Source organism: Variovorax sp. V35, from assembly GCF_041154465.1.
In the GTDB taxonomy this organism is placed as follows: domain Bacteria; phylum Pseudomonadota; class Gammaproteobacteria; order Burkholderiales; family Burkholderiaceae_C; genus Variovorax; species Variovorax boronicumulans.
Genome location: NZ_AP028666.1, coordinates 4,362,457 through 4,382,937, shown reverse-complemented (window position 1 = coordinate 4,382,937; position 20,481 = coordinate 4,362,457). Strand labels below are relative to the sequence as shown.

19 protein-coding genes and 1 tRNA gene are annotated in these 20,481 nt (G+C 69.7%); 3 read left to right on the top strand and 17 right to left on the bottom strand.

What is annotated here, in order from left to right; genetic code table 11:
• The first annotated feature begins 6 nt into the window (after positions 1-6).
• The 3 genes from fdx to ACAM42_RS20320 all read left to right on the top strand — a co-directional run bounded on the left by fdx (position 7) and on the right by ACAM42_RS20320 (position 1,202).
• On the top strand, positions 7-345 hold the full coding sequence (gene fdx / locus ACAM42_RS20330) for an ISC system 2Fe-2S type ferredoxin (RefSeq protein WP_070061051.1): 339 nt from the start codon (positions 7-9) through the stop codon (positions 343-345).
• A complete protein-coding gene (gene dnaQ, locus ACAM42_RS20325) occupies positions 345-1,052 on the top strand; it encodes a DNA polymerase III subunit epsilon (protein ID WP_369629161.1) in 708 nt (235 codons plus the stop codon). The genes fdx and dnaQ overlap by 1 nt, the downstream gene beginning before the upstream one ends.
• 75 nt (positions 1,053-1,127) lie before the next feature.
• Positions 1,128-1,202, top strand: a tRNA-Val gene (locus ACAM42_RS20320).
• 119 nt (positions 1,203-1,321) lie between these two features.
• Here ACAM42_RS20320 and gmd read toward each other — a convergent pair.
• The 17 genes from gmd to ACAM42_RS20235 form a co-directional block, all read right to left on the bottom strand.
• Positions 1,322-2,359, bottom strand: coding sequence for a GDP-mannose 4,6-dehydratase (gene gmd, locus ACAM42_RS20315; RefSeq protein ID WP_369629160.1), 1,038 nt, complete (start codon positions 2,357-2,359; stop codon positions 1,322-1,324).
• Positions 2,360-2,394: 35 nt separating this feature from the next.
• Positions 2,395-3,882: a mannose-1-phosphate guanylyltransferase/mannose-6-phosphate isomerase gene (locus ACAM42_RS20310; RefSeq protein ID WP_369629159.1), complete on the bottom strand. Its 1,488-nt coding sequence runs from the start codon at positions 3,880-3,882 to the stop codon at positions 2,395-2,397.
• A gap of 60 nt (positions 3,883-3,942) precedes the next feature.
• Positions 3,943-4,689, bottom strand: a complete 747-nt coding sequence (locus ACAM42_RS20305) for a response regulator transcription factor (protein ID WP_070061303.1) — start codon at positions 4,687-4,689, stop codon at positions 3,943-3,945.
• Positions 4,690-4,729: 40 nt separating this feature from the next.
• Positions 4,730-5,839 carry a UDP-glucose 4-epimerase GalE gene (gene galE, locus ACAM42_RS20300; protein WP_139704945.1) on the bottom strand — a complete coding sequence of 370 codons (1,110 nt, stop codon included), beginning with the start codon at positions 5,837-5,839 and terminating at the stop codon, positions 4,730-4,732.
• Positions 5,836-7,107 carry a glycosyltransferase WbuB gene (locus ACAM42_RS20295; protein ID WP_369629158.1) on the bottom strand — a complete coding sequence of 424 codons (1,272 nt, stop codon included), beginning with the start codon at positions 7,105-7,107 and terminating at the stop codon, positions 5,836-5,838. The genes galE and ACAM42_RS20295 overlap by 4 nt, the downstream gene beginning before the upstream one ends.
• Entirely contained in the window at positions 7,104-8,372 is a 1,269-nt protein-coding gene (locus ACAM42_RS20290; protein ID WP_369629157.1) for a polysaccharide biosynthesis protein, read from the bottom strand. Before ACAM42_RS20290 ends, ACAM42_RS20295 begins: the two co-directional genes overlap by 4 nt.
• The gene (locus ACAM42_RS20285) at positions 8,369-9,325 is read right to left on the bottom strand and encodes a hypothetical protein (RefSeq protein WP_369629156.1); all 957 of its coding nucleotides are present in this window, start codon (positions 9,323-9,325) and stop codon (positions 8,369-8,371) included. Before ACAM42_RS20285 ends, ACAM42_RS20290 begins: the two co-directional genes overlap by 4 nt.
• 25 nt (positions 9,326-9,350) lie before the next feature.
• On the bottom strand, positions 9,351-10,304 hold the full coding sequence (locus ACAM42_RS20280) for a hypothetical protein (protein WP_369629155.1): 954 nt from the start codon (positions 10,302-10,304) through the stop codon (positions 9,351-9,353).
• Entirely contained in the window at positions 10,301-11,392 is a 1,092-nt protein-coding gene (locus ACAM42_RS20275) for a glycosyltransferase (protein ID WP_369629154.1), read from the bottom strand. Before ACAM42_RS20275 ends, ACAM42_RS20280 begins: the two co-directional genes overlap by 4 nt.
• Positions 11,393-11,416: 24 nt before the next feature.
• The gene (locus ACAM42_RS20270; protein ID WP_369629153.1) at positions 11,417-12,730 is read right to left on the bottom strand and encodes a hypothetical protein; all 1,314 of its coding nucleotides are present in this window, start codon (positions 12,728-12,730) and stop codon (positions 11,417-11,419) included.
• A gap of 19 nt (positions 12,731-12,749) precedes the next feature.
• Positions 12,750-13,727, bottom strand: a complete 978-nt coding sequence (locus ACAM42_RS20265; RefSeq protein WP_369629152.1) for a GDP-L-fucose synthase family protein — start codon at positions 13,725-13,727, stop codon at positions 12,750-12,752.
• A gap of 37 nt (positions 13,728-13,764) precedes the next feature.
• Complete coding sequence (locus ACAM42_RS20260; protein WP_095947192.1) at positions 13,765-14,445, bottom strand: sugar transferase; 681 nt, start codon at positions 14,443-14,445, stop codon at positions 13,765-13,767.
• Complete coding sequence (locus tag ACAM42_RS20255) at positions 14,442-16,721, bottom strand: polysaccharide biosynthesis tyrosine autokinase (protein ID WP_369629151.1); 2,280 nt, start codon at positions 16,719-16,721, stop codon at positions 14,442-14,444. The genes ACAM42_RS20260 and ACAM42_RS20255 overlap by 4 nt, the downstream gene beginning before the upstream one ends.
• Before the next feature lie 43 nt (positions 16,722-16,764).
• The gene (locus ACAM42_RS20250) at positions 16,765-17,847 is read right to left on the bottom strand and encodes a polysaccharide biosynthesis/export family protein (protein ID WP_095745679.1); all 1,083 of its coding nucleotides are present in this window, start codon (positions 17,845-17,847) and stop codon (positions 16,765-16,767) included.
• A gap of 124 nt (positions 17,848-17,971) precedes the next feature.
• The gene (locus ACAM42_RS20245) at positions 17,972-18,895 is read right to left on the bottom strand and encodes a hypothetical protein (protein WP_062473263.1); all 924 of its coding nucleotides are present in this window, start codon (positions 18,893-18,895) and stop codon (positions 17,972-17,974) included.
• Positions 18,888-19,709 carry an alpha/beta hydrolase gene (locus tag ACAM42_RS20240; protein ID WP_369629150.1) on the bottom strand — a complete coding sequence of 274 codons (822 nt, stop codon included), beginning with the start codon at positions 19,707-19,709 and terminating at the stop codon, positions 18,888-18,890. The genes ACAM42_RS20245 and ACAM42_RS20240 overlap by 8 nt, the downstream gene beginning before the upstream one ends.
• Positions 19,706-20,479: a 4'-phosphopantetheinyl transferase superfamily protein gene (locus ACAM42_RS20235; protein WP_369629149.1), complete on the bottom strand. Its 774-nt coding sequence runs from the start codon at positions 20,477-20,479 to the stop codon at positions 19,706-19,708. The genes ACAM42_RS20240 and ACAM42_RS20235 overlap by 4 nt, the downstream gene beginning before the upstream one ends.
• Positions 20,480-20,481 lie beyond the last annotated feature (2 nt).

The window sequence follows — 20,481 nt, the reverse complement described above, 5'->3', positions numbered from 1 at the left end:
CATTTCATGCCCACGATCAAGATCTACCCGCATCCCGAGTACTGCCCGCAAGGCGCCGAGATCACCGCGCCCGCCGGCACCTCGATCTGCGAGGCCCTGCTCGACCACGACATCAACATCGAGCACGCCTGCGAGATGAGCTGCGCCTGCACCACCTGCCACGTGATCGTGCGCGCGGGCTTCGACTCGCTGAACGAGGCGGAAGAGGGCGAAGAAGATTTGCTCGACCGCGCCTGGGGCCTGGAGCCGCAGTCGCGCCTGAGTTGCCAGTCGATCCTGGCGCAGGAAAATGTGACGATCGAGATTCCGAAGTACTCGATCAACCACGCCAAGGAAAACCACTGATGTCGCGCCAGATCGTTCTCGATACCGAAACCACCGGGCTGTCTGCGGAGAACGGCGACCGCATCATCGAGCTGGGCTGCGTGGAGTTGTTCGCGCGCAAGCTCACCGGCAACGACCTGCACATCTACTTCAACCCGGAGCGCGAGAGCCACGAGGACGCGCTCAAGGTCCACGGCCTGACCACCGACTTCCTGCGCGACAAGCCGAAGTTCGCCACGCTGGGCAAGGACATCATCGAGTACCTGCGCGACGCCGAACTCATCATCCACAACGCGGCCTTCGACGTCGGCTTTCTCAACAAGGAATTCGAGCGCGCCGGCCTGCCGCCGCTCAAGACCTTTGTGAGCGAAGTGACCGACACGCTGGCCATGGCCAAGCTGGTCTATCCCGGCAAGCGCAATTCGCTCGACGCGCTGTGCGACCGCTTCGGTGTCGACCGCTCGAACCGCACCTTCCACGGCGCCAAGCTTGACGCGCAGCTGCTGGCCGACGTCTACATCAACCTCACGCGCGGGCAGGACGCACTGCTGATCGACGTGGCCTCGAACGAGCCCGCGCAGGGCACCACCGTCGTGGCCATCGACCTGAGCCAGTTCGAGCTGCCGGTGATCGTGGCGGCCGAGCACGAACTCAGCGCGCACGAGGCCGTGTTGTCGCAACTCGACAAATCCAGCGGCGGAAAAACTTTATTTCGCCAAAACGGCTGAAAAGCTATGGCATAATCTGAGGCTTCGCACAACGCGATACGTGTTCAAGACGCTGAACTCAAAAGCAGTGTCTCAGGGCGGTTAGCTCAGGGGTAGAGCACAGCATTCACACTGCTGGGGTCGGAGGTTCGAAGCCTCCACCGCCCACCATTTAGACCTACGACAGACGGCACCATCAGGTGCCGTTTTCGTTTCAGGCGGCACCTTCGGGTGCCGTTTTTGTTGGTCCCGCGCAAATCCTGGTGCGATTCAGGATGGGTCTTCTGCACTCAGAACGACCGGCCTTCGCGGTTGCGCCGCAGATCGGCCTCCACCATCATCGCGCACAGCTCCTCCAGCGTCGTCCGGGGCTCCCAGCCCAGCGTCTTCCTGGCATGCGACGCATCGCCGATGAGCAGTTCCACTTCGGCGGGCCGATAGAACTTCGGATCGATCCTCACGAGGACCTTGCCGGTCTCGCGGTCGATGGCGACCTCTTCCTGCGCCGTCCCTTCGAAGCGGAGTTCGTAGCCCGCGGCCCTGAACGCCATGTCGACGAAATCCCGCACGGTTTCCGTGCGGTTGGTGGCGAGCACATAGTTGTCCGGCTTGTCGGCCTGCAGCATGCGCCACATGCCATCGACGTATTCCTTCGCATAGCCCCAGTCGCGCTTGGCGTCCATGTTGCCCAGCGTGAGCACATCGAGCTTGCCGAGCCTGATCTTGGCGGCCGCGTCGGTGACCTTGCGCGTCACGAATTCGCGGCCGCGCAACGGGCTCTCGTGGTTGAAGAGGATGCCGCAGCAAGCGAAGAGCCCGTAGCTCTCGCGGTAGTTCATCGTCATCCAGTGGGCGAAGAGCTTGGAGACGCCGTACGGGCTGCGGGGATAGAAGGGCGTGTCTTCCTTCTGCGGAATGGCCTGCACATTGCCGAACATCTCCGACGTCGAGGCCTGGTAGTACCTGATGCCGCGGTCCGTCAGGCGGATCGCGTCGAGCAGGTGGAGGGTGCCCAGTCCGTTGATGTTCGTGGTGGCTTCGGGCTGGTTGAAGCTCGCGCCCACGTAGCTCTGCGCCGCCAGGTTGTAGACCTCGTCGGGCTGCGCATCGCGAATGAGCGTGATCGAACTGCCCAGGTCCGTCAGGTCGTACTCCACGAGATGAAGCTCCGGATGGTCCTGGATGCCGAGCGACTCGATGCGCCAGAAGTTCACCGAACTGGTTCGGCGGAAGGTTCCGTAGACGGTGTAGCCCTTGCCCAGCAGCAACTCGGCCAGGTACGCCCCGTCCTGTCCGGTAATGCCAGTGACGACAGCACGTTTTTTCATGGCTTCAATGAGGTGAGAGGAAGGGAAGGGACGGGTCAGGCCGGCGCATCGACGCCACGTTCAGCCGCGGGCTGCAGGGCCGCTTGCAACGCGAGCGCCTCGCGCTTCTCGGCCGCAGGGCAGCGGCCGTAGGTGTCATCGAAGCGCACGATGTCGTCTTCGCCGAGGTAGCTGCCGGTCTGCACCTCGATCACTTCCAGCATCGTCTTGCCGGGGTTCTCCAGCCGGTGGATGGTGCCCGAGGGCAGGTAGATCGACTCGTTCTCCCGCACCAGCAGCACCTCACCGCCACGCGTGGCCTTGGCCGTGCCCTTGACGACGATCCAGTGCTCGGCGCGGTGGTGGTGCATCTGCAGCGACAGCTTGCCGCCGGGCTTGACGGTCAGGTGCTTCACCTGGAAGCGCTCGCCGGTGTCGATGCTGTCGTAGGCGCCCCAGGGCCGCACCACGCGGCGATGCTCGGTGGCCTCGACCGTGCCCTCGCGCGCCAGCATGCGCACCACCTCGGCCACCTGTTCGGCGCAGTCCGCGCCCGCGACCAGCACCGCGTCCGGCGTGTCCACGATGATCAGGTCCTCGGTGCCCAGCGCCACCACCGGCCGGTGCGGCGCATGGACGAAGGTGTTGCGCGAGTTCAGCACGCTGCCCGCGCCGCTCACGCGGTTGCCCGCCTCGTCGGCCGGGTGCAGCTGGGCCACCGCGTTCCAGCTGCCCACGTCGCTCCAGGCGCCCTCGAAGCGCACCACCGCGACGTCGGCGTGCTTTTCGAGCACCGCGTAATCGATGCTGTCGCTGCGGCAGCCTTCGAAGGCCTCGCGGTCCAGCCGCACGAAGCTGCCGTCGACCGACACCGCGGCGGTCGCGCGCTCACAGGTGGAGAGGATGTCGGGCGCATGCGTGCGCAGGGCCGCGACCAGCGTGCGCGCCTGGACCAGGAAGATGCCCGCGTTCCAGCAGTAGTTGCCCTGCAGGATCAGCGTTTGCGCCACCGCCGCCGTCGGCTTCTCGACGAAGCGCGCCACCGCGTGGCTGGGACCATGGCCCGTGGCCCCGGCCGCCTCGATGTACCCGTAGGCCGTGCTCGGAAAGCTGGGCGCGATGCCGAAGGTGACGATCTTGCCTGCCAGGGCTGCTTCGACGCCGCTGCGCATCGTGGCTTCGAACAGCGCCACGTCGGGAATGTGGTGGTCCGCGGGCGCAAAGAGCAGCAGGTCGTCGGGCTCGGCCAGCAGGGCCGCCGCAGCCATCGCTGCGGCCGTGTTGCGGGGCACGGGCTCGAGGATCTGGCGGCCCTGCGCGTGCGCGTTCTCGATCGCCTCGCGCACCAGGAAGCGGTGCTCTTCCGACGCGACGCAGGTGATGGTCCGGTTCAGGGTCGCGAGCCGTTCGAGCGTGAGGTGCAGCAGGCTCTTGTTGCCCACGATCGGTGCGAACTGCTTGGGAAAGGCCTTGCGCGACAGCGGCCACAACCGCGTGCCGCTGCCGCCGCACAGGACCACGGGATGGATGGTGGGGGTGTTCATGGTGACCAGCCTTTGTGTGTGCAGTGGGTGATGAACCGGATCGCTTCGAGGGCGTGCCGCTCAGATCAGGCCCGTGTGAACGGCGAGGTTCACCGCCTGGGCGCGCGAATGCACATGCAGCTTCTTGTAGATGCTCTTGATGTGCACGTTGACCGTCTGGCCCGTGATGCCAAGCTTGGCGCCGATCTCCGCCGAGACGTAGCCCGACGCCACGTGGCGAAGGACCTGGCTCTCGCGCGGTGTCAGCGTCGTGTCGCGCGGCGGCGACGCGTCGTCGGCGGGCTGCGGCTCGCGGGGCTGGTGGTTCAGGCGGTGCAGCAGGCGCCGCGCGAGCCGCGGCGTGATGACGGCGCCGCCGTTCACCACGTGCAGCACCGCATCGGCAAAGCTCTGCAGCCAGGCGTTCTTCAGCAGGTAGCCCGTGGCGCCCAGCTCGAAGGCGCGCAGCACGTGGGCATCGTCCTCGAGCGCGGAGATCACGATGATCTCGCCGTTGCCATGGTGACGGCGCGCCTCGGCGATCAGCTCGAAGCCCATGCCGTCGCTGAGGCGCAGGTCGACCATCAGCACGTCGAACGCATGCGTGGCCAAGAGCTTGCGCCCCTCGCGGATGCTGTCGGCCTGGCCTTCGAGCTGGATGCGCAGGTCCGACAGCAACTCCTGGGCGATCACCCGGCGCATGTACTCGTCGTCGTCGATGAGCAGCACGCGCACCGGCGATTTTTCCTGGCCCGTCATGAAGTCCGGCCACAGCCTCGCGGCGGGCGCGCACACGGGGGCGGACGGGCCCGGGCGGCGCGGCGCCATCACGGCGGGGGTGGGGTCGCCAGAGGGTGTGAGCGTGTTTTCAGCCATGTTCTTGCCCCGGTTGAAGTGAGTGAGGAACGGCGGTCGGTGCGGCGCCGTCGGCGGCGCGGACCGGGAAGCCCGGCACCGGTTCGTCGAAGCCGCGCGGGTTCGCCAGCTGCCAGCGCCAGCTGTCGGCGCACATCTGGTCCAGGCTGCGCTGTGCGCGCCAGCCGAGCCGGTCCTGGGCGTGCTGCACGTCCGCCCAGTAGGCCGGGGCGTCGCCGGGACGGCGCGGACCGATGTGCACCGCGATGCGGTGCCCGCATGCGCGTTCGAAGGCCGCGATCACGTCGAGCACCGACGCGCCGTGCCCCGTGCCCAGGTTCACCGTGAGCAGGCCCCGATGCAGCGTCGCGTACCGCAGGGCCGCCACATGGCCTTCGGCCACGTCCATCACGTGCACGTAGTCGCGCACACCGGTGCCGTCGTGCGTCTCGTAGTCGTTGCCGTGCACGACGACGTGCCCGCGCTCGCCCACCGCGACCTGCGAGACATACGGCACCAGGTTGTCGGGCGGCCCCTGCGGGTGTTCGCCCAGCAGGCCGCTCTCGTGCGCGCCGATCGGGTTGAAGAAACGCAGGCATGCGATGCCCCAGCGCGGATCGGAGCGGGCGAGGTCCGCGAGCATGCGCTCCACCATCACCTTGGAGCGCCCGTAGGGGTTGACGGCCGCGTACGACGCGCTTTCCCGTATCGGCGAGCGCGGGATGTCGCCGTAGACCGTGGCCGAGGACGAGAAGATCAGCGTGCGCACGCCGGCGCGCTCCATGGCCCGCGCCAACGCGAGGCTGCCAGCCACGTTGACGTCGTAGTAGCCGAGCGGGTCGCTCACCGAGCGGCTGACCGCCTTCAGCCCCGCCAAGTGCAGCACCGCGTCGACCCCGTGCTCGGCGAACACGCGGTCGAGCACCGCTGCGTCGCGCACGTCGCCGCGCACGAGCTGCGGCTGCACGCCGCAGATGCGTGCCACGCGCTCCAGCGAGCGCGGGTCGCTGTTGACCAGCGTGTCCAGCACCACCGGCAGGTAGCCGGCCGCGATCAACGCCACGCAGGCGTGGCTTCCGACGAAGCCGGCGCCACCCGTCACGAGAATCTTTGAGTGGGTCATGGTTGGGACTCGCGCAGTGGGGTTGGCGTGGCCGTGCCTCGGTCTGCCACGCAGCGAAGCAGCGCCTGCTCGAAGCGCGACAGGATGGCGTCCTGGTCGAGCTCCGTCTGCGCGAACGCGCGGCCCGCCGCACCGAGCGCCTGGCGCAGGCCCGGCGAGCACGCGAGCTGCGCGATCGCGTCGGCCAGCACGGCCGCATCGCCCGGGGGCACCACGAAGCCACGGTCTGCGACCACGCGTGCGAGTTCGGTGCCGGGGTGCGCCGTGGCGATCACGGCCTTGCCGCTCGCGAACATGCCGGCCAGCTTCGAGGGCATCACGAGGTCGGCTGCATCGGCGCGCTGCGGCAGCACGTGGATGTCGGCCGTGCCCAGCAATTCGTTGAGCCGTTCGGCGGGCTGCAGGTCGAGAAAGTGCACGCGGTCCAGGCCGGCGCAGGCCGACATCAGCGGGCCGCGGCTCGGGCCGTTGCCGCAGATGACGAAGTGAATGTTCCGCCGGTCGGCCAGCAGGCCCGCGGCCTCGGCCAGCAGTTCGATGCCCTGCTTGGCGCCCAGGCTGCCCGCATAGAGCACAACCACGGCATCGGGCGCAATGCCCAGCTCGGCCCGGTAGCCATCGGCCGCGCGGGGAGCGGGGCGGATCGCCGACACGTCCACCCAGTTCGGAAAGAGAACCAGCCGGCCTTCGCTGATGCCCTTGCTCCTGGCCTTGTCGACCATGGCCGCCGAAATGGTCGACACGCGGTCGAACCTTGCCAGCAGCCATCGCTCGAGCGACAGCGCGACGCGCCGCACGCCCGCGCCGCGCACGAGGCCCAGGCCGAACGCCGCATCGACTTCGAAGTCCTGGATGTGCAGCCACGACCTGATGCCGAGCAGCTTCGCGAAGCACAGCACCGCGGGCGCGCAGAAAAGCGGCGGCTCCACGACGAGCACCAGGTCGGGCTTCCAGCGCGCCTGCGCCAGCAGCAGCGGCATGCTCGACAGCATGAACGAGCACAGGTGCGCCACGCGCGCCAGCGCACGCGGCTGCGAAGGCACCCAGGTGGGCGCGCGCCAGACCGTGAGGCCGTTGCGCCCGGTGGTCTTGCGATAGGCCCAGGCCGAATGGCCCTCGAACACCGCCCAGTGCGGGAAGAAGGGCGGCGCCGCGATCACGCGCACGTCGTGGCCCCGGGCCTGGAGCCAGTCGGCCATCTCGCCCGAGTATTTGCCGATGCCGGCCAGCTCGGGCGCGAAGTTCATCGAGTACAGCAGGATCTTCACGGCGACCTCCCCAGGGCCGGGCGCAGCAGGCGCACGATCGGAAAGAAGCCGAACAGCGCGCGCATGCGCAGCTCGTACAGCACGAAGTCGGTGACGAAGGCAATGAAGAAGACGTAGTGCGGCTTGTCGGGAAAGAGCGCGATCACGACGCCGTACGAGGCCAGCCGCAGCGCGAACTCCAGCAGCGTCCACCACCCGAGCGAGCCCATCGTGGCGTTCAGCGCGAGCATCGTTTCGTGATGGACCGTGTAGGTCCTCAGCAGGAAGTACGGCGCGATGCACACGAAGATGTCGCGCGCCTCGGGGCCGAGCTTCAGCAGCGGCGCGGCCACCGCCATCAGCCCCGCCAGCCCCACGAAGAGCACGCAGCCGAGCAGGAACGAATGCCGCGCCAGCCGCAGCTTCTCGATCGTCAGGTTGGCTGCATTGGCGTCCAGCATCGCCGGCGTCTTCGTGACGAGAAAGGCCTGCACGAACTGCGAGGGCGCCTCCGCGAGAAGGAAGGCCAGCTTGAACGCGCCCACGTAGCCCAGCGGCATGAAGAGCGCCACCAGCAGCAGGTCCGACTTGCGCAGCAGGAAGGTCAGCAGCGCATACACCGTGGCGCTGGCCTGCGACGCGAGCGCCAGCACGGGCGGCCCGGCCGGCGGCGCCGCGCCGTTCGCCGGCAGGAAGATGGCCGCGCCCACGAGCACCAAGGCCAGCAGATTGATGGCGAGCAGGTGCGCCACACCGATCTCCAGGCCGAGCGCAGCGAGCGTCGCCACGCCCAGCACCAGCACGGTCGCGCGCACGCCCGACTCCAGGTTGAGCAGGCCCGCATGGCCCAGGCCCCGGCTGTACGACAGGCGCAGGCTGTTGAAGGCGAAGACCGCGAGCGACAGCACGATCAGCACGAAGGGCGCGCCGGCCACCGGCAGGCGCTGCGCGCCCACGACGCCGGCCGCGAGCAGCGCGGCCAGCGGCAGCCCGATCGCCAGCGTGCGCAGCAGGTCGCCGCGCGTCACCCGGGGCGGCACGCTCGCGGCATTGCGCGAGAACAGCAGCGAACTGCCCAGCGTGCCCACGACCAGCGCCACTTCGAGCACCGACTGGTAGACGGAGTACTCGCCGAAGCGCGCGGGCGCCACCTGCGCCGCGATCAGGAAGATCGCCAGGAAGCCCGACAGGTACACATACAGCCGCGACGCGAGCGCCCCCAGCCCCAGGCGCTGTGCCAGGCGGATGCCTGGCAGGGCGAACGAGGTGCCGGCGGCGGGCTTCATGGCGTGCTCCCATCCGCGGGGTGCTTGGCCGCCGGCGCGTCCGCGAAGCCCAGGCTGTCGGCCATGCGGCGCGCGCGCGAGGCGATCCGGTGCGCGTTGTTCTTGGCCCGGCGCGCCATCTGCAGTGCCCAGGTCAGCGCCGCGACCGTGTACACGCGGCGATGCAGCGCGGGCTGCATCGCCAGCTTGGCGGCGCCCTGGAAGTGCAGCGCGAGCACGCGCACCGTGTCGCCCACTGGCGTCTGCAGGCAGGGCTGGCCGTCGACGAAGGCCAGCCGCTTGGCGCCGCCGCGCACGCGGAACTCGCGCACGAAGTGGTTGGTGCCGCCGTTGACGTTGTGGTCGATCACCTGGCCGTCGAACACCCGGTTGATCGGCACGGTGTTGCCGCTGGCCTGCGCCCACAGGTACAGCAGCGTCATGTCGGACACCCCGCCGCGCACGCTGCGGGTCGCGAAGCGCTCGGCAATGTCGCGCAGCTGGTGCAGGCCCGCGGGCGTGCTGTACATGCGCAGGAGGCAGGCGACGAAGTCCTGCAGGCCGGCCGCCGTCCAGTAGCTCACGTGCGGCGAGATCTGGCAGGGGTTCCAGCCGTCCGTGGGCAGGATGCTGGAGCCGGAGAAGTCGGCGTGGCCCACCAGGCGCGCGATGTGCGCGCCGACGCCTTGAAACAGCAGCACGTCGCTGTCGATCAGCACGAAGGCGCGGCAATCGGGGTGCGCTGCGAGATGGTTCGCCAGGAGGAAGTAGCGCCGGAAGCAGATCTTCTCGAACGCCGGCGTGTTGCTCGACAGGTGCACGTAGGCCTGGCAGAAGCGTTCGTATGCCGGTCCGGCGTCGGTGTCCGACAGGACGACCAACTGCTCCTGCGCCATGGCCGCGGATTCGCAGCACAGGCGCAGAGCCGTGTTCTGGCGGTCTTCCACAACGATGAAGGGGAGGGCGTGGTCCATGGTCGGGCAAGCGGGTTGGTACGGTTCAGGGCCGCGGCGCGGTGGCGCTGCGCACCAGCGCGACGTGGGCGGGAAGAAAGTGGAAGTCGGCGTCCAGCGGCATGTCGAGCGTGAGCATTCCGCCCCGCGCGTTCGCGTCGCCGATCCAGCTGCGCAGTTGCGTCGCCGAGAAGCGCGGCGCGCTCGGCTGGGCCCAGGAGGCGCCCAGCGGTGTCAGCACATGCAGCCGGAGTTCGGAGGGCGGCGAGGCCAGTCGTGCGGTGGGCTGCAGGTACTCGCCCGCCATGAGGTTCTGGCACGGCGCGCTCTTGAGGCTGAAGCGCGCCGCCCCCTCGCCGGCGTTGAAGGCCAGCCACCGGGTGGGGGCGCCGCTGCGCGCGGCCGCGCAGAACCGGTCCCAGTCGCGCGTCGTCATGCCTGTCGTGTTGTAGACACCGTCGAACCACCAGCCCGTGGCGAGTGGGCCGTAGTGCTGCGACCAGCTGTCGATCACCGCCGACCAGGCGGTGATGAAGCGCGTCGGCGGTGGCTGCTGCTCGGAGACATCGCCCAGGCACTCCATCAGGTAGGCGTCCCCTTGCGGCGCGCGGAACGGCAGGTAGAGGATCAGCGCGATGCCGTGGCGGCGCAGCGCGCGGCCGATCTCCATCGGCAGGTCGCGCGGCGAACGGTGCGCGGCGCTGCGCGGGCACAGCGCTTCGAGCGCGGCGTTCGGCGCGATGAACTGGCCGTTGTTCTGCCCGAGCGTGAGGATGAGATGGCCGGCGCGCATCCCGGCAAGTTCAGCGGCGAAGGCGTCGACGTCGAAGCGTCCGATGCCGGCGATGGACTGCTTGTCGGGCAGGTAATGCACCATCACGCCGAAGCCCGGGACGCCCTGCGTTTCGGGCAGTGCGGCGACGGCCGGCCGCGCCCACGCGGCCAGCCCGAACGCCAGCACCGCGAGCGCGCGAAGCAGGGAGCGTGCACGGTTGGTCATGGCGTGGCCCTCGCCAGCGACGCGTCGCCGCGCTTCAGCCTGAGGTAACTCGCGGCCACCGCGCCCGGCGTGCAGACCCGCGAGAGCGACCATGCGGGGCGCGTGCGCTGGTGCGCGGCCAGGTAGCGCTCGATGCTGCCGAGGCCGACGAATTCGTTGCCGATGAAGAACGCGTAGCCCGCGAAGAGCTCGCGGTGCACCGGAAGGTCCGAGAGCAGCAGCGGCACGCCCAGCGTGGCCGCTTCGGCGGCCGACAGGTTGAAGCCCTCGAAGGTGGACAGCGAGATGAAGGCCGTCGCGCCCCGGTACAGCCGCAGGAGTTCTTCCCGCGATACCAGCCCCCGGTGCCGCACGCAGCCGCGGAACGCGGGCGCCATGGCCGAGATCATGCGTTCGACCTCCTTGGCGCCGTTGCCGGTGATGTCGAGGTAGTCGACCAGGCCTTGGCGCTTCATGCGCACGAAGAGCTTCAGGATGCCCTCGAAGTTCTTGTGCGGGTAGTAGTGGTAGGCCGCGATCAGGTAGCGCCCGTCGGGTGCTGCCGTGCGGTCGGCGTTCGCGGCGACGGCGCCCGCATCCACGGGATTGAAGATCACCGCCGGGTGCTCGCAGCGCCTGAAGTGCCGCTCGAAATCTTCCTGGCTGCTGCGGCTGATGAAGACCACGTCGGCGGCGCTGCGCGCGACGCGGTGCAGGTTCCAGTCGAGCCAGAGGCGCTTGCGCGCGCTGAAGTACTGCGGGTACGACTTGTACTGCACGTCGTGCACCACCACGATCGAATCCCGGTGGCGGCCGAAGGGCGCCAGCAGCGAGAAAGGCAGGAAGTAGTTCGGGAACAGCGAGTACACGCGCTCCCCGCGCAGCCACCCGCGCACCAGGTGGACGTTGTAGAGCAGCGTGTCGAGGATGAAGCGGCTGATCTTCAGCCGCCGTGCGGCCGCGTACAGGTGCGGATGGCGCTCGCTGACCGGCTGCACCTCGTGGCCCGGCGCGTCGCGCATGCTCTCGAGCAGCACCTCGGACACGTTCAGCACCCCGCCCGCCGACGCGTTGAGCCGGATGGTGTCGTAGAAGAGGTAGGTGGCCATGGTCGCTCCTGCGTGCGTGCGTTCTCATGCGGTCGGCAGGCTGGCGCGCGCCGGGCGGGGGGCCGGCCTGCGGAACCACGCCGCGAGGCTGCCGGCGACGACGGCCGCGACCAGCCCCGAGACGGCGAACGGTCCCCAGCCCAGGATCGGCCCGCGCAGGAACGGCACGTAGGCCGCCAGCAGCACCAGCGCGCACAGGTAGCCGGCCGTCAGCGTGCGTTGCGGGTCGATGGCCTTGTCGACGAGGCGAAAGAGCGCCGAGACCGCGAAGCCCAGCAGGGCCGGGCCCGCCAGCCCGAAGTCGAAGTAGGCGGTGGTGAAGGGCGGCAGCGACAGGTTGCTCTGCGAGAAGTTGCCCAGCACGGCCGGCCAGCCGAGCGGGTCGTAGCCAGGGAACATCTTCAGTTCGCGCGGCAGGATGAAGGAGAAGGCCGAGAGCAGGTAGCGCCCGAAGCCCAGATCGGGCGAGGGCGCGCGCTCCAGGATGCCCGCGACGACGAACATCGCGTCGAAGTCCTGGCTGAAGGGGTACGACGCCAGCTCCGCGCCCCACATGGCGTCCCGCGAGATCAGGTTCAGCACCGGCCCCAGGCCCGCGATGGCGCCGAAGATCACGGCGGCGAGCGTCCACCGGTGGCGCCGCCCCAGGGCATGGATGAGCAGCGGGAGCAGCCCGATCAGGATGACCTGGCGCGCCGTGTTGACCGGGTTGGCGGCGATGGCGGCCAGCGCGAACGCGAGGCCCGCGACGCACCAGGCCCACAGCGTGCGCTGGCGCGTGGCATGGATCGCGAGCGCCACGCAGCACAGCAGCACCATGAGCTTGGGCAGCGTGGAATAGACGATGTACTGGACCGGCGCGGCCTCCTCTTCGGAAATCACGCCGCGCGCCGTGAAGTTCATGTCGGGGCGCAGGAAGAGCATGGCGAACGCCACCTCCAGGCAGGCCAGCAGCAGGAAGGGGTGGGCGACGCCGGCACTGAGCGCGCGCTGCGCCGGCCGGGGCGCGGCGGGCGGCTCGGGCAGGCCCAGCCGTGCGGCTTCCACGCCGGCCATGTACAGCAGCACGAGCATCAGCCCCTGCGTGTGCGCGGCCTGGCCGACGATGCCGACCTCCCAGAAGTCGGTGTCGGTCGCGATCTGCATCGCCGGCGCCAGCGAGAAGTAGATGAGAACCGCCGTGTAGTGGATCAGCAGGAACACGCTGTCGCTGGCGGTGCCCAGCATCGACAGCTGCACCACCGTCAGCACGAACACCACCCCGTAGCCCCAGACAGGATCGATCAGCCCGCACAGCGCGGCGCAGACGATGCCGGACCAGAAGACGAGGGTTCTCATGGCGAGGTCCGTTTCTGCTTCAGGCGTGCTCAGCCTCGGCGGCGGTTCGGCGCGCCGTCTGGTAGTCCGCATAGGTGCGGCGCAGCCCTTCGGCCAGCGGCACGGTGGCGTGCCACCCGAAGCTGGCCGCGCGCGACACGTCCAGCAGCTTTCGCGGTGCGCCGTCGGGCTGGGCCAGGTCGTAGTGGATGCTGCCCTCGTAGCCCACCACCTCGCGGATGTGCTCCACCAGCTCGGCGATCGAGACGTCCTCGCCCGTGCCGAGGTTGATGTGGCCGCGCATCGGATCGGTGTGCTGGTCGTAGGCGGCGCGCGACAGGTTCATCACGTCCAGGCAGCCTTCGACCATGTCGTCCACGTACAGGAATTCGCGCCGTGCCCGGCCGCTGCCCCAGATCAGCACGCTCGGCGTGCGGCTGATCTTGGCCAGGTGAAAGCGCTGGATCAGCGCGGGCACCACGTGGCTGTTCTCCAGGTGGTAGTTGTCGCCGGGCCCGTAGAGGTTGCTCGGCATCACGCTGCGGAAGTCGACGCCGTGCGTGGCGCCGTACTGCCGGTTGTAGCTCTCGCACAGCTTGATGCCCGCGATCTTGGCGATCGCGTAGGGCTCGTTGGTGGGCTCGAGCTTGCCGGTGAGCAGGGCCTCTTCGCGGATCGGCTGTTCGGCCAGGCGCGGGTAGATGCAGCTGGAGCCGAGGAACAGCAGCCGCTTGACGCCGGCGAGAAAGGCCTGGTGCGTGAGGTTGGCCGCGATCAGCAGGTTCTCGTAGATGAACTGCGCGGGATAGGTCATGTTGGCGTGGATGCCGCCGACCTTGGCCGCCGCCACGTAGACCTGGTCGATGCGCTCGGTCGCGAAGAAGCGCGCGACCGCCGCCTGGTCGAGCAGGTCGAGCTCGGCGTGGCTGCGCGTCACGACCTCGTGGCCGAGTTCGCGCAGGCGCCTCGTGAGCGTCTGGCCGACCATTCCGCGATGACCTGCAACATAGATTCGCATGGTGTTCTTTCAGTGAAGGAAGAGGGGACTGCGGGTCTCAGCGCGAACCGCGCGCCCCGAGCACGACGCGGAAGGTCTTCAGCAGGATCACGACGTCGCGCAGCAGCGAGAGCGTGGCGACGTACTCGGCGTCCATGGCCGCGCGGCGGCGGTAGCTCACCTCGTTGCGTCCGCTGATCTGCCACAGGCCCGTGATGCCCGGGCGCACCGCGCAGTAGTACGCCCAGTACGGGCCGTAGAGCTCCTTCTGGGCAAACATGCAGGGGCGCGGGCCGACCATGCTCATGTCGCCCTTGAGCACGTTCCAGAACTGCGGGAACTCGTCGATGCTGTAGCGGCGCAGGAAGGCCCCGAAGCGGGTGATCCGCGGGTCGTGCTCGAGCTTCTGGAACTTCTCCCATTCGCGCCGCGCCGCGTCGTTCTCGCGCAGGTGGCGGGCCAGCAGGGCATCGGCGTCGGGCGCCATGGTGCGGAACTTGTAGAAGCGGAAGATCCGGCCGTCGCGGCCGTAGCGCGGCTGCACGTAGATGGCCGGGCCGCCCGAGGTCAGCAGCACGCCGAGGGCGATCAGCGCGTAGGCCCAGCCCAGGAACAGGAAGAAGGCGCCCGCCAGGAGGATGTCCATGGCGCGCTTGGCGGCCTGCAGGAGCCGCGAGCCGCCCACCGGCACAGGGCGGGCGGCGCTGCGGTGCGGCGTGCGTGAAAGGTGCGTGCTCATGATGTCGCGCGCTCCGGTTCGGCGCGGGGGGTGTGCCCCAGCGCGGGCGGATAGATGTTCGGCGGCAGGCCGTAGGGCCCGTAGTCGTAGCCGTAGGCGTTGTGGCGTTGCCGCGCGTCCTGCGCGTTGAGCACCACGCCGTGGAACGCCGCGCCCACGTGCGCCAGCCGCTTGGCACTCTCCACCAGATCGCCCATTTCGCTGTCGCCGGCGCGGGCCACGAGCATCAGGGTGCCCACGTCCGGTGACATCGCCACGGTCTCGGTCGCCAGCAGGATCGGCGGCGCATCGATGACCACGGCGTCGTACAGCGCCGAGAGGGTCTCCAGCAACCGCGTGAACGCAGTGGAACCCATCATCGTGGCCGGATCGAGCGGCAGCTTGCCGGTGGTGATCACGTCCAGGTGCGGCAGCACCTGCGCATGCACCGCCTGCGCGAGCGTGGCGGTGCCGGCGATCAGCTCCGACAGGCCGGTGGTCGCCTTGAGCCCGAACTGGCTCGCCAGCTTGCCGCGGCGCATGTCGGCGTCGATCAGCAGCACGCGCTTGCCCGAGGCCGCCAGCACGGCCGAGAAATTCGCCGACAGGAAGGTCTTGCCCGCGCCCGGTGTGGCGCTGGTCAGCAGGATGCGGTTGTTCTGCGCGCCGGCCACCAGGAAGCCCAGCGCGGTGCGCAGCCTGCGCACGCCTTCGAGCGCCGGGTCGTCCGGGTGCGAGGCCGCCAGCAGCTTCACCCCGGGCCGGCCTTGCCGGATGGCGCGGTCGAGCGCGCCCTGCCGCGTGCTGAGCGCGATCGTGCTGTAGACGTTCAGGCCGGTGCGCATCTCGATCTCGTCGGGGGTGGCGACCGTGTTCTTGAGCACCTTGCGAAGCACCGACGTGACCGCGCCCAGGAACAGCCCCACGACCAGCGCCAGCGCCATCACGATCACCGCCTTGGGCCGCACCGGCTTCTCGGGCGACAGTGCCTGGTCGAGCACGCGCACGTTGCCGATGCGGCCTTCGCGGGCCAGGCGCATCTGCAGCGAGCTGTTCAGGAGCGACGAATAGAGCTCGGTGTTGACCTTGATGTCGCGCTGCATGCGCAGCGAGTTCTGCTGCAGCATCGGCATGCGGCGGATGCGGTTGTCCACGCCGCCCAGCTCCTTGCGCAACGAGGCGATCTGCGCGTCGAGCGTGATCAGCATCGGGTGCTGGCTGGTGAAGCGGCTTGCCAGGTCCAGGCGCTTCTGGCGCGCGTCGAGCAGCTTGGCCTGCAGGTCGACGTTCTGCGACAGCGCGTTGCGCGCCTCGTCGTCCAGGCTGATGGTTCCGTTCTGGTTGCGGTACTGGTTGTAGGCCTCTTCCGACTGTTCCAGCTGCTGCTTGAACTTGGGCAGCTCGGTGCCCAGGAAGTTCAGCGTGCGCTCGGCCTGCGCGGTTTTCTGGTCGATGTTCTGGCGCATGTACAGGCGCGCCACTTCGTTGAGCAGGTTCGCCAGGTGCTCGCGATCGTCGGTCTGCCAGCTCACGTCGATCACGCTGGACTGCTTGCCCTTCTCGATCACGCGCAGCTCGCGCTGCAGCTCGAGCATGGTGAGCTGCGTGGAATGCCGCGTCAGCTCGAAGGCGCCGCCGGGCCGGGCGTCGATCGAGGCCACGAGCAGGTGGACCGTGCCGCCCGGCACCGAGCTGTCCTGCGGCTCGCCGACCCGGCCGTGCAGCGGGGTGTCGAGGTCGGGGTGCGTGAGGGTGTAGGTGCCGTCCTTGCCGGCGGTCAGCAGGAACTTCTTGCCCTCGAGGGCCGGCGGCACGTCCATCTGCGCGACCGCGATCCGCTCGGTGCCCGACACATAGCCGCGCATGCCGAGGAAGCCCGGCCTGGACAGCGTCTTCGAATGCCGTGCGATGAAGGCGCCCACGACCGGGATGTAGTGCGGCCGTGCCTTGATGAACAGCTTGGTGTTCTCGATCGCCTGGCCGAGCACCATGCGCGACTTCAGGATCTCGGCCTCGCCCGAGGTCGGCGTCTTCACGCCCACGCCGTTGACCGCGGCATCGCCCGCGCCGCCGGGCGAACGTTCGGCATCCTCGAGCTGGATCAGCACGTTCGCTTCGTACACGCGCGGCCCGAAGAGCGCGTAGCCCGCGCCCAGCACCAACACCGCGGCGGTGACCGAGGCGATCAGCCATCGGTTGTCCAGCATCAGGTCGACGTATTCCTTGAACCTCGAGTGCGGGCGCTCGGGTTCCGGGCTGTACGGTGCGGGAAGCGGGGGGTACCAACGCGCATTCATGGGCTTCACCTTCTTTGTCGTGTTCGGGCCGGGGCTGCGCGGCCTACCTGCTGCGGGCGGTGTCGCGCGCGAGGTTGATCACCTGGGCGGCGGGAAGGATCAGGTTGGCGACCCGGTTCCACGAGACCAGCGGCACGCGGTCGACATAGACGACGTCGCGCGGCCGCAGCTCGAAGCGGTCGGCCAGCGCGAGCGCGGCCGGGTTCTTCGCGTTCAGGCTGAAGATCTGCGGCGTGTCGGGCGTCTGCGGCGAGTTGCGGATCACGTAGATCTGCCCGGGGTCGGCCGTGAGCAGGTCGGGCCCGCCCGCATCGCCGAGGGCCTCGTTCAGGCTCATGCGGCCGTTGCGCATCAGCAGTGCCGAGGGCCGCAGGATCTCGCCCATCACGTAGATGCGGCTGTCGTCCCGGCTGCCGACGTACACGATGTCGCCGTTGCGCAGCGGGATGTTGTTGGCGTCGGCGCCGAAGCGCTTGAGCTGCATCAGGTCGATGACCACCGTGCGGTCGCCGCGCGTGAGCGTCACATGCGAACGGTCGCCCCCGGCGGTGATGCTGCCCGCGCGGTTGAGCGCCTCGGACAGCGTCATCGGGATGTCCGTGAAGATCTGCAGCCCCGGCGTGCGGACCTCGCCCTCGACATAGGCGCGCTGGCTGCGGAACGACTGGATGCGCACGCTCACCAGCGGTGCCTTGATGATGCTGCCGATGCGCTTGGCGATCAGCTCGGACGCACCGCTTTCCGTCAGGCCCTGCAGCCGGGTGCGGCCGATGTAGGGAAAGCTGATCTCGCCCGCGGCATCGACGATGAAGCCCGGCGCCACGGTGACGCCGGTCGGGTCGCTCTGCTGCGCGATCACCGCGCCCAGGTTGGGCTGCAGCTCGGGGTTGTTGTAGACGGTGATGCCCACCACGTCCCCCGGCCCGATGGTGTAGGGCGCGGGCCGGCCGAACAGCGCCTTCACGTCGGGCGGGATGCCAGTGTTCCCGGCGAGCTGCGCGCGGACCAGCTCCGGCGTGATGGCCGCGATCCTGCCGCCGGCCGTGCCGTCGGCCGACTGCAGCGGGCCCGGCGTGCCGAAGCCGGGTGCGCAGCCGCACAAGCCGAGCGACAGCAGCAGTGCCATGGCGCGCGACCGGAAGCGGCCACCGGGAAGGGCGCGGGCGCCCTCGGTGGCGAGGAGGCGCTCGCCGCGCGGGTTCGCTGGGGTTGCGGATGTCATGGCAATCTCCTTGGCTTCGGTTGTTGTTTCAGGGCGCGGCGAGCGTGGCCGGGATCGCGCGCGGGGTGCCTGTCGCCGGACGGTCCTGCCGCTGCGGGCTGCCGGTGGCCAGACAGTGCTCGACGACCCAGTCGCCGACGGACTGCAGGAAGAGCTGCTGGCCCTTCACCGTGCAGACGGTGTGGTCCACGTCCCGCATGAACTCGTACTGCAGGCCCTGCATGAACGGTTCGCGGCGCAGGGCGCCGAGCTGGTCGCGGTCGCGGTCGCAGACATGCAGCGATCCCGAATACAGCAGCTGCACCGCGACCTCGCGTTCGACCAGCCGCTTCATCGTGGCTTCGAACCAGATCGCGTTGACGTTGGGCGGCCGCCGGTCCACGAAGTAGCCCGGCAGCGGCTTGCCCACCGTGCTGCCCGGCAGATGGCGCAGCACCCAGCGCCGCGCCTTGCCGGGGAACGACGGGTGCAGCGGCGCCGCGAGCGCGCGGCGCACCGTGAGCTCCCAGCGCGTGCGCCGCTGGGGAAAGGCAAAGCCGTCGAACAGCGAGAGCGCCACCATGCGCGCGTCCACCGCGGCGGCCGACATGGCGTGCTCCACGCCCGAGCACATGGCCACGGTCGCGAACTGGCCGATGCCCTGCATGCGCTGCACGAGGTCCATGGCGGCCTGCAGGCTGTGCACGGCGCGCGTCTGCAGGTCGGGCCCGGTGTCCAGCGCCTCGCTGTCGCCGATGCCGCCCAGGTCGAAGCGCAGGCTGCCCACGCCGCGCGCGGCCAAGAGGTGCGCCAGCTTCACGTTGATGCGGCGCGGCCCGACGCGGTGGTTCGCGCCCATGTTGAACATCAGGCAGGCGACGGGGGCCGGCACGCGCTGCGCGGGGAGGGTGAGCATGCCCATCAGTGCGTTGCCGGGGCCGAAGCACACCGGGGTCTGCGTCATGTCATTCATGGATGGCTCCCTGCAGGCGGTTGAGCGCATCGGCCGGCACCATCGCGCTGTGGGGAAAGGGGTCGGACGTCCAGTCCAGCGGGTGGCTCAGGTAGGCCAGGCGCACCGGCATGTGGCGCGACTGCTGCTCGGCCGCCCATTGCGCGGTGGACGTGTCGTCGGGCGGGGCCAGCACCAGGGTGTCGTGCAGGGCCGTGAGCGGCAGCGACTGCGGCGTGAGGGCGCGCAGCTGCGCCTGCAGCGCCGGCGAGAGACGCACGCCCAGCGCCTCCTCGGGCAGCGCATCCGGTTCCCGCGCGAGGCTGCGGCGCCAGGACAGGTCGGGAATGCAGAAGGTCGTGTCGATCGCCTCGACGTGCCGCTCGCGCAGCAGGCGCGCGTAGCCCGGCCCGTCGATCACCGGTTCCCAGAGCACCAGCCGCGCCGGGTCGCAGCGCCCGTTGCGCGCGGCCAGCACGGCCAGGGTGGCGCCCAGCCGCGCGCCGATCCACACGATGGCGGCATGGGGTGCGTGCCGCCGCAGCTCCTCGTGCGCCGCGCACAGGTCGCGGCGCCAGCCGTCGAGCTCGCCCTCGCTCTCGTCGCCCGGCGAGTCGCCGGAGCCGTAGAAGTCGAAGCGCAGCGTGGCGATACCGGCGCGCGCGAGGCGTTCGGCCAGCACCTTGAAGAAGCGGTGGGTGCGCAGGCCCTCCTGGCCGAAGGGCGGGCACAGGAGCACCGCGGTGGGCTCGCCCCGGTGGTCGTCGGCGGCGTGGAACGCGCCGAAGACCTGGCGCGAGGCCGGCCCGAACATGAGCGGCGTGAAGAGGGTCATGCGACACCCCCTGCGCATCGCGCCTCGCTCATCCCCTTGCGCGGATTCGGTGGGCGCTGGCGGCGGCCTTCGGCGCCGGCCTGCGAGGGCCGGGCGCGGGCTTCGGTATGGCGCCATTCGGCGAGCGAGCCCACGCTGTCCGCCCGCGCGGGCGCGGGCCCCAGTGCCAGCACCAGGATGCGGCCGGCCACCGGCAGCTCGACGCTGCGGCTGTCCGGTGCCAGGCCCACGTCGAAGCTCTGCGGCGACACCAGCAGGCCCACGCCGATGGCCTTCAGGCAGGCTTCCTTGCGGGTCCAGCAGGTCAGGAAGGCGCGGTCGCGTTCGTCGGCGGGCAAGGCGGCCAGCGCCTCCTGTTCGCGCCGCGTGAAATGCGCCGCCGCCAGGTCGGCCGCGTCCGGCATCGGGCGCAGCAGCTCGACGTCGGCGCCCAGCGGGCCGCGACCGCCGATGGCGATCAGCGCCAGGCCCTGGCTGTGGCTGAGCGAGAACTGGGTGCGCGGGTGGCCCGCGAGCGACGGCTTGCCGAAGGCGCCGGTGGCCAGCGTCAGCGCGTCGGGGGCCAGGCCCGTGTACGCGCACAGCGCCTGGCGCAGCGCGACATGGGCCGCCAGGAAGCGCTGGCGGTCGACGGGAAAGCGCAGGTTCTCGGCGCGTGCGCGCTCTTCCTCCGACAGGACCTGGGCGGGCAGGGTGTCGGTGAAGCTGTCCAGCTCGACGTACCGGCAGACCGGTGCGTCGATGGACAGTGCGTTGGCGGCGCCGGTCATGG